General features: G+C 48.5%; 10 protein-coding genes. 3 read left to right on the top strand and 7 right to left on the bottom strand.

From position 1 onward, the window contains the following. Nucleotides 1-142: 142 nt before the first annotated feature. Nucleotides 143-1,300, bottom strand: coding sequence for an epoxide hydrolase family protein (locus ACFVQB_RS32670; RefSeq protein WP_379449257.1), 1,158 nt, complete (start codon nt 1,298-1,300; stop codon nt 143-145). A gap of 160 nt (nt 1,301-1,460) precedes the next feature. Between ACFVQB_RS32670 and ACFVQB_RS32665 the strand changes: the two genes are divergently transcribed. After that, entirely contained in the window at nt 1,461-2,042 is a 582-nt protein-coding gene (locus ACFVQB_RS32665) for a hypothetical protein (protein ID WP_379449256.1), read from the top strand. A 200-nt stretch (nt 2,043-2,242) separates the two neighbouring features. Further along, nucleotides 2,243-4,012 (top strand): alpha-glycosidase, encoded by a 1,770-nt coding sequence (locus tag ACFVQB_RS32660; RefSeq protein WP_379449253.1) that lies wholly within the window; start codon nt 2,243-2,245, stop codon nt 4,010-4,012. 194 nt (nt 4,013-4,206) lie between these two features. Here the strand turns inward: ACFVQB_RS32660 and ACFVQB_RS32655 are convergent, their stop codons facing one another. The 3 genes from ACFVQB_RS32655 to ACFVQB_RS32645 are packed head-to-tail and all read right to left on the bottom strand — an operon-like array spanning nt 4,207 to nt 8,404. After that, nucleotides 4,207-5,616 (bottom strand): ANL family adenylate-forming protein, encoded by a 1,410-nt coding sequence (locus ACFVQB_RS32655; RefSeq protein WP_379449251.1) that lies wholly within the window; start codon nt 5,614-5,616, stop codon nt 4,207-4,209. Continuing rightward, on the bottom strand, nt 5,613-7,028 hold the full coding sequence (locus ACFVQB_RS32650; protein WP_379449249.1) for a cysteine peptidase family C39 domain-containing protein: 1,416 nt from the start codon (nt 7,026-7,028) through the stop codon (nt 5,613-5,615). Before ACFVQB_RS32650 ends, ACFVQB_RS32655 begins: the two co-directional genes overlap by 4 nt. 2 nt (nt 7,029-7,030) lie before the next feature. After that, entirely contained in the window at nt 7,031-8,404 is a 1,374-nt protein-coding gene (locus tag ACFVQB_RS32645; RefSeq protein ID WP_379449247.1) for an alpha/beta hydrolase, read from the bottom strand. A gap of 674 nt (nt 8,405-9,078) precedes the next feature. Between ACFVQB_RS32645 and ACFVQB_RS32640 the strand changes: the two genes are divergently transcribed. After that, a complete protein-coding gene (locus ACFVQB_RS32640; RefSeq protein ID WP_379449245.1) occupies nt 9,079-11,235 on the top strand; it encodes an alpha-amylase family glycosyl hydrolase in 2,157 nt (718 codons plus the stop codon). Nucleotides 11,236-11,340: 105 nt separating this feature from the next. On the opposite strand, the gene ACFVQB_RS32635 is transcribed toward ACFVQB_RS32640, so the two are convergent. The 3 genes from ACFVQB_RS32635 to ACFVQB_RS32625 all read right to left on the bottom strand — a co-directional run bounded on the left by ACFVQB_RS32635 (nt 11,341) and on the right by ACFVQB_RS32625 (nt 14,966). Continuing rightward, complete coding sequence (locus ACFVQB_RS32635) at nt 11,341-12,627, bottom strand: MFS transporter (RefSeq protein ID WP_379449243.1); 1,287 nt, start codon at nt 12,625-12,627, stop codon at nt 11,341-11,343. A 150-nt stretch (nt 12,628-12,777) separates the two neighbouring features. After that, nucleotides 12,778-13,614, bottom strand: a complete 837-nt coding sequence (locus ACFVQB_RS32630) for a sugar ABC transporter permease (protein ID WP_024628944.1) — start codon at nt 13,612-13,614, stop codon at nt 12,778-12,780. Further along, complete coding sequence (locus ACFVQB_RS32625) at nt 13,611-14,966, bottom strand: carbohydrate ABC transporter permease (RefSeq protein ID WP_379449231.1); 1,356 nt, start codon at nt 14,964-14,966, stop codon at nt 13,611-13,613. Before ACFVQB_RS32625 ends, ACFVQB_RS32630 begins: the two co-directional genes overlap by 4 nt. Nucleotides 14,967-15,055: the final 89 nt, after the last annotated feature.

Below are 15,055 nucleotides of genomic sequence, written 5' to 3'. Positions count from 1 at the left end.
AATCCTACCACCGCTCATGTTTTCTTCATTATAAACAAAAAAAAGCCCTATAAGATGACCTTTTTCAAAGTGTCTATCTTATAGGGTACATTTTAATATCCAAGTCGGGACCTTACGAATTCTACCATATATAATAACTACATTAATTATTCATTGCTCGAAAAGGTCTGTAGAATGCCCGAATATCATCAGCCAGCAACTCCGGTTCTTCCAAAGCCGTAAAATGCCCTCCACTAGGCATGGAGGTCCAACGCGTTACGTTCAGGTTTTGCATCGCCCAAGACTTGGGCGGCAGCACGATATCCGCAGGAAATATGGCAATGCCTGTCGGAACTTCTATACGGCCCAGTGGTGGCAAGGAATGCGAATTTTCGTAGTACATATGTGTGGATGATCCTATGGTGTTCGTAACCCAATAGATCATAATATGAGTCAGCAACTCATCCTTGCTAAATAGTTGATTGAGGTCACCTTTACAGTCGCTCCATGCACGAAATTTCTCAATGATCCAAGCGGCCAAACCTACTGGGGAATCGGAAAGTCCATACGCAAGTGTCTGAGGTTTGGTTGATTGGATGGACATATAACCGCCCTCTTGTGAAATCCATGTTGAAGCATGTTTCTTGTACTCTCGTTCTTCCTCTGAGCGTTCTGCCTCATCCTGGGAAGATAAGAGATCTCTTATAATACCAATATCCGTTAAGTGGATTCCAACTAGAAGTTCAGGATTATTGGAAGCCAGATAACGTGTAACGCCAGAGCCAATATCTCCACCTGCAGCAGCGAATTTGTTGTAGCCTAATTCTTTGGTCATTAGTTTAGCCCACATCTGGGAGACATAAGAATTGTTGACGCCAGGTTGGTCAGGGCGACTAGAGAATCCAAATCCAGGCAGTGAAGGCACAATGACATCAAAAGAGTCCTCCGGATTACCTCCATGACTCGCGGGATCGGTCAGGAGAGGGATAATCTTTTGATAACGAAGATAGCTATCGGGCCATCCATGGGTAAGAATAATCGGCAGAGGGTTAGGCCCTTTACCACGCTCATGTACGAAGTGCACATCCACCCCATCCAACTGGCAATGAAACTGGGAAAATTGATTCAACCTGGACTCTTGTGCTCGCCAGTCATAATGATCTCTCCAATAGGAAACTAGTGATTTTAAATAACTAATATCTGTTCCTCGCCCCCAGCCCGAGTCTGCCAATTGATCAGGCCAACGGATGTGATGCAGCCGATATTGCAGATCGTCTAGAATCTCATCGGAGACATGAATATGAAAACGTCCAACAGTCATCAAGATTTCCTCCCTTTTTGTTGATTCACAACGTTATTATATCCTTTTATTGCTATTCATAGATTCCATCTCTGTCAATCGATTCCTGTAATTTCTTGTCGTGCTATGTTAGATTATCCATTGGAATAATATCACATATATAGATAGGGGAAATTAGAACGTGAAGAAATCATGGGTACTATCAATCATTATGAGTTTTGTTTTGCTCGGCGGAGTATTCGCACCTGCAGGGTCCTATGCCGCTGCTGCGGATGTCTCAACTACTACATATTCGGAAGACGAATACTATGAAGAAGTTGACACGTCAGAACAAGAACCGATCCCTACAGCCGAAGAAGAAGATTTCTTGAACTACCTGGATCAACTGGATAGCGCATCCGTATATGAGGAGAAAGCATTCAACGCTTTGGGCGGTGGATTTTACATTACATCTTCCAATCGAAAGTCCGTTTTCTTGAAATTGACCAACACAGCGATTCCTAACTACACCAAATATGTATCCAAGCTGAAGCTGATTAAACCGCAAAATGCGGAGTTGCAAAAAATCCATGCCAACTTGATCAAAGGTAGCTATACACAGCTGGAAGGATTCCAACTCGCTAAAAAAGCGGTCTCCAAAACAACGGTAAACAGCGCTGTCCTGAAACAAGCCAACGCCAAAATTGATGCCGGCAAGAAAAATATCGAGAAATATCATAAAGAAATCTCTGCTTATGCCAATAAGCTTGGGTATGATTTTTAAATAATAGTACCCAAATTTAAACGGTGAATTCAACTCACCTTTACAGGAAAAAAAAGTGTTTTCTTTTTCCAATTTAGTTCGTATAATAGCACTATAATCAAAAGGCTATGCTGCCGAAAGGTACAACCTCGTGAACATTGGGGTTGTGCCTTTTTTGCGTTTATAGCCGCATGATTCATCCCAGATAAGGAGTGAATGCTATGTTACTTGAAGCTATTTATCATCGTCCCAAAATGAATTGGTCCTACGTATATGACCGTTCGACCATGCACTTGAGACTCCGTTCCAAGCGGGGCGACCTGGATGCCGTTATCGCCATCATCGGGGATAAATATGCGTGGGATCGTACGGTCCTCCACCTTCCGATGCGAATCTTTGCCCGTGATGCCCTGTTCGATTATTGGGAAGTGGAAGCGCAACCACCTTACCGCAGATTACGCTACGGCTTCCAACTGATCGAAGGAGAGGAATCGGTCTGGATGACGGAACGGGGATTCGAACAGGCTCTGCCTGATCATCCGTTGGAATTTTTCGATTTTCCATTTATGAATCCGGTGGATTTCTTCGAGGCACCTGCTTGGGTTAAGGATGCTGTATTCTATCAGATCTTCCCTGAACGTTTTGCCAATGGTGATCCGTCGATCAGTCCGAAGAATGCTGAACCCTGGGGCGGTGAACCGACGCCTGTCAATTTTTTCGGAGGTGACTTGCAAGGAGTTCTGGACCACCTCGATCATCTGAGCGCACTTGGCATTAACGCCATTTATTTCTGCCCGGTGTTCCAGGCTACAACCAACCATAAGTACAATACCGCAGACTACCTGAGGGTCGATCCGCACTTTGGCACCAATGAGAAATTGAAGGAACTTGTGGATGCATGCCATGCACGTGGGATACGGGTAGTTCTGGACGCGGTGTTTAACCACTCAGGCAGAGAGTTCCTTCCATTCGCGGATGTGCTTGAAAAAGGGGCTGCTTCCCGTTATGCGGATTGGTTCCATGTCAGAGAATGGCCGGCACGTATCGAAGACGGTATTCCCACATATGATACCTTTGCCTTTGAACCCCTTATGCCCAAACTGAACACGGAGCATCCCGAGGTTAAGGAATATTTGCTGGAGGTGGCCCGCTACTGGATTCAGGATATGGGTATCGACGGTTGGAGGCTGGATGTTGCCAATGAGGTAGACCATCAATTCTGGCGTGAATTCCGGCAAACGGTCAAATCACTTAACCCGGATGCCTATCTACTAGGTGAAATCTGGCATGATTCCATCATGTGGCTGCAGGGGGATCAGTTTGATGCAGTCATGAACTACCCTTTCACGAATTCAGTCATGGATTACGCTGTGCTTGGCAAGCTGGACGGCCTCGGATTTGCCAACGAGGTTGGCAAACTGCTTGCTGCGTATTCACAGCCTGTAACCGAAGCAGCTTTCAACCTGCTCGGAAGTCATGATACGCCAAGACTGCTCACCCTATGTGAAGGGGATGTACGCAAGATGAAGCTGGCTGTCATTCTGCTGCTTACGTACCCAGGTGCTCCTTGTATTTACTATGGTGACGAGGTAGGGCTGGATGGTGGCTATGATCCAGGTTGTCGCAAATGTATGGAGTGGGACGAACAGAAGCAGAACAAGGATCTGCTCGATTTCTTCACCCAAGCCATTGCCCTGCGTAAACAACACGCTGCATTGCGCAGTGCGGACATCTCCATGATTTACGCGGAAGCCGGAGACCCGTGCATTGCCATCGGACGCAAGGATCAAGATACAGGGGAACAATTCGTACTCGTCCTGAATGCAAGTGAAGAACCACGCAGTATGGAGTTGCCACTACACCAAGGAACTTGGCGTAATGTATTCTCAACCACAACTCGGGAAACTCAGCAGAACAAGCTGAAGCTGGACCTAGACGCGTACGGTTTCTCCCTGTTGCAGTTGGATGTCAAATCACACGTGAAGGCATAACATTTACATTAATCACAGGCCTTCTCGAAGCTATTTGAGATCATTCGCAAGAATACTGTGTATGTTTATCTCTCAAAGTGAAAAGGGGAACCCTCGGTGCGTCGCGCATCCGAGGGTTCCCCTCTCCTATTACAACTCATAATGTCCCCTGCTGCATTGGCATTCATGAGTCACTTTATCCATTCGTTCATTCCCTATTGAGTCCCTTGCGAATCCTCCTCCAGGCTTGCCGCAACCTCATCCCGAACGGAGGAGATTGGACCGGGATTTCTTATTTTCTTCATTCTTGGGCTTGTTAATGTCTCCTGGGTAATTACAATCTTTTGCGGGATTTTGTACTGGGGCAGCTTGTCTCTGCAATAGTCCCAGATTTGTCTGCGCAGTTCCGTAAGAGGATGCTCACCTGTAAGTTTGACCGTGGCCTTTACCATCTGCCCCATAATACCACTCGGTTCCCCGCTCACCACAGCCACTTCAATGGTATCCATTTGCTCCAGAATACTCTCCACTTCCGCAGGGTAAACTTTACGCCCGCCTACATTAATGATCTCGGAGCGGCGACCCAAAATGCGAATGTAACCACCCTCCATCTCCGCTTCATCGCCGGTCTGGAGCCAGCCATCTTCCGTAAACGGAGATGGAGCGTTCAGATACCCGATCATGGCCGTTGTCGTTTGGATCTCAAGCAGCCCGTCCACAATCCGATACCGGACTTCCCCATCACGAACCGTAAATAGCAATGAACCCGAATCCTTGGAGCGTGTCGGCAGAATGCCAAGCTCCGACATGCCATAAGCCTGCACCGTACGTACATTCGGAAACTGTCTATTCCATGCGGTAAGCAGCGCCTCCGGCATAACCTCTGATCCATAGGAAATCACTTCGAGACTGGATAGATCAAACTCCGGATAGACTCCGCTAAGGAGCAGCAAATTCATGAACGTTGGTGAGACTGGCAATGCCTGAACACGGTGCTTTTCAATGGTCCTGCATACTTCCAGGGGAGAGCGATCCGGTATGACGCATAAACAGCCGCCGCTGGACAGGGATTGCAGCATTGTGTTTAAGCCGCCAATGTGATCAAACATCATGAACGGAATGGTACAGAGCGGCCGAACTTGCCGCCTGAACCCGTGCAACAGACGATCCGCGCTGTGAACAGCAGCTTTGCTTTGCCCTGTCGATCCGGATGAGAAGATTACCAGACCTGCGTTCTTTTCCTGACTCAGCCTTTCCAAAATCGGGGACCGACTGCCTTGCACGGAACAGCGTCTGGCAATCGCTTCCCCTTCCCCAACACTCATGCGCCATTCTGCTTGAGCGAGCGCTGTATACTCATTCCGTTTGGCCTCAACCAAGTGTCGATCCAGCGGAACCACAATACAATTCCGTTCCAGAAGAGCGATTAATGCTGCTGCCGCATAAGGAGAATAACCCTCTTCAAGCACAACGATCGTGCCTTCAAGCCCTTCTGTGGAAATCCACTGGCTAAGGGTGTTGACCTGATCCAATAACCAGTTATAACTATACTGCTCGTCCTTCCATATCAACGCAGGGCGACTACCATACGCGGCGAACCGTTCCAGAAGAAAAGTGATATTCATCCCTTATCATCCTTTGGGCAATGATTCAATTGCACCTCCAGATATTCAACCAGCGATTCCACCGTTCGATAAGGACTTTCTGGCATGGAAGCAGCCGCTATTTCCGCGAGAGTTATCCCTACACCGAACGTATCTTCAACCCCTTGCTCGACAACCGCAAGTAAAGTTACAAGTTCAAGGGAGTCCAGTCTTCCCCGACTTCCATACAGGGGCGCCTGCAAGCCATGCTCCAGAGGAATGGGTGCGTTATGGTACCGATTAATCTCATCGCAGCTATCCAGCACAATCCGCTCAATAACTTCCCGATGTGAAGGCGCGGGGTTCTCTGCAGTCGATGAGGTCTGTCTGAAACGATCGGCATGCTGATGTGTCGTCATCAGCGCTTCGTACCAACGCAATTCGTCCGCCGCCAATTGTTCGATAATATCCGTTAACTGCTCCCGCCATTCAGGGCTTCGTTTCATTCTGGCGATCTGTAGCAACTTGTGCGCCTGTTCCCACCGGGCTATCATTGCACCGAATTCCGCAATATATTGATCATGGGGAGAGTCGAGCCATTTGGCGGCCTCTTCCAGCAAATCGCGGAAAAAGTAGCGGCTCCAGCGCATGTCGAACAGGAACGCGGAGATGGCTTTCTCCTGTTCCCGATCCACCTCGGCATCCGGGTGCAATCTTTGTAACAATTGTGATGTAACAGCCTGTCCAAAATAATAGCTTCGATTGCCCTGCCAGATCGTTCTGCCCGCGATGAATTCATGGGCCTGTGTCGCCAGCGCAGAGCGCAACATGTTCCGATAGCCTGCGGCGTCGAGTGTTTCCACAGCACGGATCTCCATCGTGCCATAGGTCCGTAATGTTTCTTTGCGACGGGCTATTTCGAGCTCGGAGATATTTTTGTTTCCTTTCCAGAACTCCTGGAAATCAGTTGATGATACAACTCCCATGTATTTGGAGGGAACGGGATCATAGACATAGAATTTCTCCTCATCCATCCCGTACACAGCCAGCCAATGATCGACCAGATGAAGGCGCGAGCCTTGTTTAACGAGTTTATGAATATACTCCGGATTTCGATAATCATCCCCATAAGGCAAGCAATAACTTGTGCCTGTGACGATTAAAAGGCCCTCATTTTCAAGCCGCTCCCGAATATATGCCTTTCCTTGTTCGAAGCTGTCAAACTCCCGTTCTCCAAACACTTCCCACATCGGCTCCTCATAATCCAGCTTATGAAAGTAAGGCTTGATCAGGCCACGATCCGAACAGGAAGGCAGACTATACAAGCGGCTGGAAGCCAACAGGCCGAGACTGCTTATCGAGCCCTGACGCTGAAGGATTTCGTGAATCAAAGGAAAATTGCAGGGATAATAATACGGAATATCCATCGTTGGTTGAAATGGTTGACTGATCATGGCTACCTCCTGTTCCCGGCTTTGGCAGCCGTGCTGCCCCAAGACTGGATTTTGTAATGAAGAGACAGGTTATCATGGGCACGAAACACCCGATTGGGCAATGCCTTGCCATCTGCATCGGTTTCAAACTGCCGGAAGCCTCGCGTGAACCTGAACCGAAATCCGCTGTCACGTGGAACCTCAAAGCAGCCCTCATAACGGCCGCCGCCTGCGTGCAGAAGCTTCATGCCCATGCCACCGTAGATCGAGTCATCATACATGTCCTGAAACGGTACCTCTGCACTCATGCAGACTGTCACGTGACCCGATAATTCTTCCACAACCGTGTACATGCGTGATGCGGACAGCTCACCCACCGTGAGGGTAACCACTGCATTACCCATCTTGCCAGGAACCAGTCTCCCATTGGGTCGTACCTCAAGAACATCGGGTTGATCGGAATGATATTCTCCTTCAAGGACACTCATGGTGAACCCGCTGTCGTAATGAAGCAGCGCATTGATGTGACCGCTCATTCCGCCCTTCAATCCAATAACGTCCCTTCCCTTAAGCTCAAGAGAGACCGGTTTGCCGATTCGGCCAAACATGTACAGTAGCGGAAGGTGAACCCGCTCTCCCCAATCCGCTTCCTGATGACCTGCATCCGGCTGTTCCAGAAATGCGATATCCTTGTCAGGCTTGTATCCCAGTGCGAGCATCTGATGAACCATATCTCTTACCTGGGAAGGCAGAAACAATCCTTCTGCGTCCCCAATATCCATCCACATTTGAATCGGAGCACTGCCCTCAGGCATGAGGTACATATTCTCTTCCTGTAATCTGCTCTCCGACGTTTCGTCCAGCTGCACGTCCACGAAGAAGGGAGAGAGCATGATCAGTTTTCCAAAAATATCGGGATGACGTGTTCCCATATGAAAGGTGCTGAGCGCCGCTGCGGAAGAACCAAGCAGTCCCGTATTGTCCTTGTCTGGAAGTGTGCGGTAATGCTCGTCAATGAACGGTTTCAGTTCATGAATGATAAAGTGTTCATAATCCAGGCCTGAGCAGCCCACACTCACCGCTTCTCTTGCAGGCGCAATGAAATGATAGAATTCATTGTGTGTAACCGGACGAACATGGGCAATTCCGACAATGATCAGCCCATCCATCAAGCCTTGAGCAATCAGTTGGTCTGCCGCCTGATCTACGTACCAGGTTTCATTTCCCGCCGTTGACGAGCCGAAGGCTCTCTGACCCGCATGCATGTATAACACCGGATAACGATGATCCACATGCTCCTTATAGCCTGGTGGCAAATAGACAAAAATCTTTCTCGTGTTGTCCAGCCTGGATGCCTTGAAACCTTCCACACATTCGATGACAGAATGAGTGTTCACTGAGCCATCAACCGCCTCTCCTATAGATTTCCTTGTTAATTGACCGGGGTTTTCTTGTTATTTCTGCTTCGTTCTTCCCTCGGCTGAATCGACAAACAACCCCGTCTCTGAAGAGACGGGGTTGTTTTAAAACACCGAAATGTTCTAAAATGCATAGCCCTTATATTGGTGGGTCTGCGAATAGTTTAAATCTGTTGAGCCTGATTTGTAAATATAGAAATAGAAAAAAAATGCTCAAGAAAAAGTTATTGACAACCAAACCATTATTTAATTATCATAACGGTGTGATTATAACTAGAGGGCCATGCTTTTAAACCCAATCGGTTTAGGACAACCCCGGTAACTCCAGCAGGAGGTGCCGGGGTTGTTGGCATTCATAAAGGGGGGGATGTCGTTAAGAATAAAGAACCAACGCTTAACTTGAAAGCGCTTTTCTAATCAAAAAAGAGATCACAAATCTATATAAATTGAACTACACATTTGCACGAGAACGGAGAGGACAGAAATAACCTGAAGAAGTGAAACGTTCGCCTTTATCCCCGGATTTTCCCCTTTGAAAACGGGATTCAAAAAAATCTGGGGATAACAGCGATCGGAAGGTTGTTCTGTCATCGGAGTGGTAGTGTAAATATTCTTTAGTTCAATTTATATAATAAACGAAGGGTGGATTACCAATGTTCAAATGGACCAAGCGAATCATCCTCAGTACCACGCTGAGCTTCAGCTTGCTGGCCGGAAGTGCACTGCCCATATTCCCGGCGGCCTCCGTATTCGCAGATGCTGATACGGCTGTAAGCAACAAGCAGAACTTCAGCACCGATGTTATTTATCAAGTATTTACCGACCGCTTTCTGGACGGCAACCCCTCCAACAACCCTACTGGGGCGGCCTATGACGCCTCCTGTTCCAACCTAAAGCTCTATTGCGGGGGCGACTGGCAAGGACTGATCAATAAGATAAACGACAACTATTTTTCCGATCTCGGCATTACGGCACTCTGGATTTCCCAGCCTGTGGAGAACATTTACTCACTGATTAACTATTCCGGTGTCAACAATACGGCTTATCACGGCTATTGGGCACGTGACTTCAAGAAGACCAATCCTGCTTTCGGTACGATGACCGACTTCCAGAACCTGATCAATACGGCACATGCCAAAGGTATTAAAGTCATCATTGATTTTGCTCCCAACCATACCTCTCCTGCCATGGAAACCGACACCTCATTCGCAGAGAATGGAAAGTTATACAATAACGGTACTCTGCTCGGTGGTTACACCAATGATACGAACAAATACTTCCACCACAATGGCGGCTCCGACTTCTCCACGCTGGAGAACGGTATCTACAAAAATCTCTATGATCTCGCTGACCTGAACCACAATAACAGCACCATTGACACCTACTTCAAGGATGCGATCAAGCTCTGGCTGGATATGGGCATTGACGGAATCCGGGTGGATGCGGTGAAGCATATGCCGATGGGATGGCAAAAGAACTGGATGTCCTCCATTTATGGCTACAAACCGGTATTCACGTTTGGTGAATGGTTCCTGGGTTCATCCGCATCGGATGCGGACAACACCAACTTCGCCAACCAATCCGGTATGAGTCTGCTCGACTTCCGTTTCAACAATGAAGTACGTAACGTGTTCCGTGATAACACATCCACGATGGTTGCCCTGGACTCCATGATCACCAGCACTGCCGCTGATTATGCCCAGGTGAATGACCAGGTGACCTTCATTGATAACCATGACATGGATCGCTTCAAAACAAGTGCCGTCAACAACCGCCGCCTGGAACAAGCTCTTGCATTTACACTCACCTCGCGTGGCGTGCCAGCCATCTATTATGGTACGGAACAATATTTGACAGGTAATGGCGACCCGGATAACCGTGCCAAAATGCCTTCGTTCTCCAAAACAACAACCGCTTTTAACGTCATCAGCAAGCTGGCTCCATTGCGCAAAACCAATCCAGCCATCGCCTATGGAACAACCCAGCAGCGCTGGATTAACAACGATGTGTATGTGTATGAACGTAAATTTGGCAACAACGTGGCCGTCGTAGCGGTTAACCGCAATCTTTCGACTTCCACTTCCATCAGTGGTCTGACCACTTCACTCCCTTCGGGAACATACAACGATGTACTGGCAGGTGCGCTAAACGGTAATAACATCACCTCTACTGGCGGTAACGTGGCTAACTTCACTTTGGCAGCAGGAGCTACAGCGGTCTGGCAGTATACAGCCAATACCACCACGCCAACCATCGGACACGTGGGCCCAACAATGGGTAAAGCAGGAAATACCGTTACCATTGACGGTCGCGGATTCGGCACGACCAAAGGCACGGTCTATTTCGGTACAACCGCTGTTACCGGTTCAGCCATTACATCATGGGAAGATACTCAGATCAAAGTAACCATCCCTGCTGTTGCCGCGGGCAACTATGCCGTTAAAGTCGCAGCGAGCGGAGTCAACAGCAACACTTATAACAATTTCACGATTCTTAGTGGCAACCAGGTTTCCGTCCGTTTTGTCATCAACAATGCATCCACCACACTCGGTCAGAATCTCTATCTGACAGGTAATGTCGCGGAGCTGGGTAACTGGTCCACAGGTCCTCTCGCCATTGGTCCAGCGTTCAATCAGGTGATCTATTCCTATCCGACCTGGTATTATGACGTCAGCGTTCCTGCCGGAACGAATCTGGAATTCAAGTTTTTCAAAAAGAACGGCTCTACCATCACGTGGGAAAATGGCAATAACCATACCTTCACCACACCAACCAGTGGAACCGCGACCGTTACAGTGGACTGGCAATAGTCATTCCTTCTTCGTCTTATCATTCAACCCGGAGTCAGACGCGATAAGCGCCTGCTCCGGGTTCTTTGATTAGGCTTGTCTTTACCTTTGGCATGGCATGCATTGCTACCGATAGGTCCGAATGGATTTTAATCCTGCTGCCGCAATAATCCCTACCACCAGCAGCAATGCTCCCAAACTTTCCAGCACGGTTTGGGCACCCCACTGATCAGCCAAAACGGAAACCACCGTTAGCCCCAGGATCGGGGCTGTACTTGTTATGGTACCGAGCACCCCGTAGATTCTTCCCTGCAGTTCATCGGGAACCTCGGCACGCATCATGATCTGGGTTAACATTGTACAGCACGCAAACATGGCTCCCCCGGCAATGATCAGTGGCAAGGCCACCAAAGGAGAAGATACATTGGCTAGCAGCATATACAATGGGCCGAGAACCAGCAGACCGATGAACACCCATCGCCCCTTTCGTTTCAGCCGGTTGCCTGAGGCAATCAGAATTCCGGAACCCAGCATGTACCCCAATGGAATACAAGTCTCGATTAGTCCGAACTGGACAGGATTCGCCTGCCATACTTTAACGGCCATGACTTGAACAAGCATGATGGCTGACATGAAGAAAAGAATCAGCAGCGGATTAAGAATAACGATGGAGCGAATCAGGGGATGTGCAAAGATGTAGGTAAACGAACCGCCCCACTCCTTTACGAACGATCCTCTATGTAGGGAAGAGCGTTGTACATCCGGAAAACGCCCGGCCAACATTACACATATCGCAGATAGCAGAAAGGTCACACCCGTAATCATAATAGCCGTAAATCCTCCAAATGCAGAAACCGCAATCCCCGCTGCTGCCAGTCCGCTGATCCGGGCAATATTATCGACCAGATGAATGGTTCCTGTAGCTTGTTGCAGATGCTCCCTGCCCACCAGACTGGTTACCGAAGCATGAAATGCAGGCGCCTGAAAGAGGCTGGAGAACATCGAAAGGGATAGCATGAGCAGTACGATTGGAAAAGGAGCATGCAGCACAAACAGACTCACCGCGATGATAAACGCCATAGCCCCACGAAACAAATCCGACGACAACATCAATGTTCTGCGATCCAGCCTGTCGGCAAACGTACCCGCGAATGATCCGAACAGAAAACTGACGACCATATTACATACTTGTACAGCTGCCATGCTCTTCGCACTTCCCGTGGTCTGCAACACCCACAGACTGATGGCAATGCCGTTGAAGCAATCACCAAATACGGAGATCCCATAGCCGCACAAAATTCTGCGATAAGCAACATTGCGCCAAAGCGCCTTGCTTACCATTTTCTGACTCTCCGCAGCAGCACGAGCCCCGTTTGGCCCCAATTCCGGTTCTGGGGACTGTAGCGTTCCCATCGATCTTTTCCTCCTCTTGTCATTCGGATCTCAAACAGCAGGCAGGCGCTTCCGAAGCAGTTCCAGCGATGAATGGAACCTCTCAGAAGCGCCTGATTGGTGGCCTGGGTATGTTCTACAGGCTGTCTATGCGGTTAATTGTTTTTCCTTTTATCCTTTGGAGGCGCCAGAGGTCAACCCCTGCACAAGGAAGCGTTGCAGGAATACAAACAACAACGTAATCGGAATAGCGATCAGTACCGCCCCAGCAGCAAACATCGTAAAGTTACTGTCCTGATAGCGGCTCACCAGATCCCACATGCCAACTGCAAGTGTCCAGTTCTCTTTCGTCCGCAGTACCAGCCGAGCAAAGATAAAGTCCATCCACGCACCGGTGAAGCTGGTTAAGGCTACATAGGTCAGCATTGGCCGGGACAACGGCAAAATGATGCTGGTGAACACACGCAGATGACTGGCACCATCAATTCGTGCTGCTTCATCCAAACTGCGCGGGATGGTATCAAAGAACCCTTTGACAATAAATCCACCCAGCACGGCCCCAGACGAATAGACCAGAATCAACGCGGCATGAGTGTCCAGCAATTTGATCTGAAGCAAAATAATATAAATGGCAATCATGCTCATGAAGCTGGGGAACATCCCGAGGATCAGCATGGTGGATAGAATGGTCTTGCGACCGCGAAACCGGAACCGGGATAATGCATACATGCCCAAAGTGACCATGAGCGTTGAGAAAATCATCGTGAAAAAAGCGATCTTCAACGTGTTCAGATACCACGTTCCATACATGAACGATGGGTTGTTAAACAGTTCCCCATAATGTGCCAGCGTGAACGCTTCAGGCCACAGACGTTCACTGAACAGGGCCGCACCTGGACGCAGTGACGAGAGAAATATCCACAAGACGGGATACACCGATACGATTGCAATGATAACCAGCAGCACATAGCTGATCGTCAGACGCATGGGATTGTTGCGCTTTTTCATTGAATCATGTCCTCCTCCTTGAACGATTTGGAACGACGGAAATTCCAGATGGAGAACGACGCAATAATCAGGAAAATAATAATGCCGACCGCCGAAGCCATATTGAACTTGTTGTTATCCAACGTCAGTTTGTACAACCAGGTCACGAGAAGGTCAGTTGATCCCGCATACTGATAATCACCACGCAGCGGATTACCGTTCGTCAGCAGGAAGATGACATTGAAGTTGTTGAAATTCCCGGCAAATTGCATAATGAGCACCGGAGTTGTAGCGAACATGATAAAAGGAAGCGTAATGATGCGGAACTTCTGAAAGCCGGACGCACCGTCCACCTCAGCCGCTTCATACAAATCCCGTGGAATCGCCGTCAGCACGCCCAGTATGAGCACCATGCTGACCGGGATTCCGATCCACATGTTTACAATGACGACTGTAACTTTTGCCCAGAATGGATCGGTTAACCATGGCAATCCCTCAAGGCCAAAAGCCTTCATATACGTATTAATGGGACCAAACTGTCCGTTGAACAGGTTACGCATTAGGAGCAGTGAGATAATCTGTGGAATCGCATAAGGAAGAATGAATATCGTCCGCCACACCTTTTTGAAGCGAATACCCTTCTGCTCGATGAGAAGTGCAACCAGCACCCCGCCGAAATACGTGGTGACCGTTGCCAGAATGGCCCAAATCACAGTCCACGTTAATACCCCAAAAAAGGTATGGCTCCACGATTTAAGCTGGATGAGATCCGTGAAAGTCTTGAAACCGACCCAATCCACCAGCTTGGCAGGGGGAATATGATCCGGTGCCGAGTAATTGGTGAAGGCCAGGGTAATCGTAAACAAAATCGGCATAATGGTGAAAAACAGGATGCCGAGCGCAGGGATGGATAAGAAAAGATACGGAAATTGTTTATCGAGCAGATATCTCAGGGAAGCAGAAGCTCCAGTGGCCTGCTTACCTTCCTCTCTTAATTTTCCCGTGATGTACGCATCCCGGATATTGAAAATATACAGAAGAAGAAAAACGAAAAATACCAAAAGTACTATGATTCCATTGAGCAGCAAAAAGATGGAATGGTCGCCCTGCTGCAGCACCGTTGATCCATTGACCTTGACGAAACGCTGCGTCTGCTCGCCCAGCGTCCATACGCCCCATACAGCCTGATTCAAACGGGGAATCAGATATACGAGTCCCACTCCCTCTAGGATCAGAAAACAGATTCCCTTAATCCATTGACGGTTATACAACTGTCCAAGTCCTTGCAGGACAAGGGACAACACAGCCGCTGTCATGCGATGCTGTCTTTCTCGATTCGGTTTAACAGTGACTGGAACATGCTGTTGTTTCATTCATTCCTACTCCTTCCCGGCAAGCGAAGTTACCGATCAGTTATAGCAGAGTGCAGAGGATATGTTGACTTCCTCTGCACCTGCTCTTT

The organism is Paenibacillus sp. NPDC057886, from assembly GCF_042796655.1.
GTDB lineage: Bacteria > Bacillota > Bacilli > Paenibacillales > Paenibacillaceae > Paenibacillus.
The sequence above is the reverse complement of the archived record's forward strand: the minus strand, read 5'-3'. Positions and strand labels throughout refer to the sequence as shown.

Coding starts and splice junctions, on each gene's coding strand:
- ACFVQB_RS32670 (WP_379449257.1), bottom strand. CDS start 1,300: ATGACTGTTGGACGTTTTCATATTCATGTCTCCGATGAGATTCTAGAC.
- ACFVQB_RS32660 (WP_379449253.1), top strand. CDS start 2,243: ATGTTACTTGAAGCTATTTATCATCGTCCCAAAATGAATTGGTCCTAC.
- ACFVQB_RS32655 (WP_379449251.1), bottom strand. CDS start 5,616: ATGAATATCACTTTTCTTCTGGAACGGTTCGCCGCGTATGGTAGTCGC.
- ACFVQB_RS32650 (WP_379449249.1), bottom strand. CDS start 7,028: ATGATCAGTCAACCATTTCAACCAACGATGGATATTCCGTATTATTAT.
- ACFVQB_RS32640 (WP_379449245.1), top strand. CDS start 9,079: ATGTTCAAATGGACCAAGCGAATCATCCTCAGTACCACGCTGAGCTTC.
- ACFVQB_RS32635 (WP_379449243.1), bottom strand. CDS start 12,627: ATGGGAACGCTACAGTCCCCAGAACCGGAATTGGGGCCAAACGGGGCT.
- ACFVQB_RS32630 (WP_024628944.1), bottom strand. CDS start 13,614: ATGAAAAAGCGCAACAATCCCATGCGTCTGACGATCAGCTATGTGCTG.
- ACFVQB_RS32625 (WP_379449231.1), bottom strand. CDS start 14,966: ATGAAACAACAGCATGTTCCAGTCACTGTTAAACCGAATCGAGAAAGA.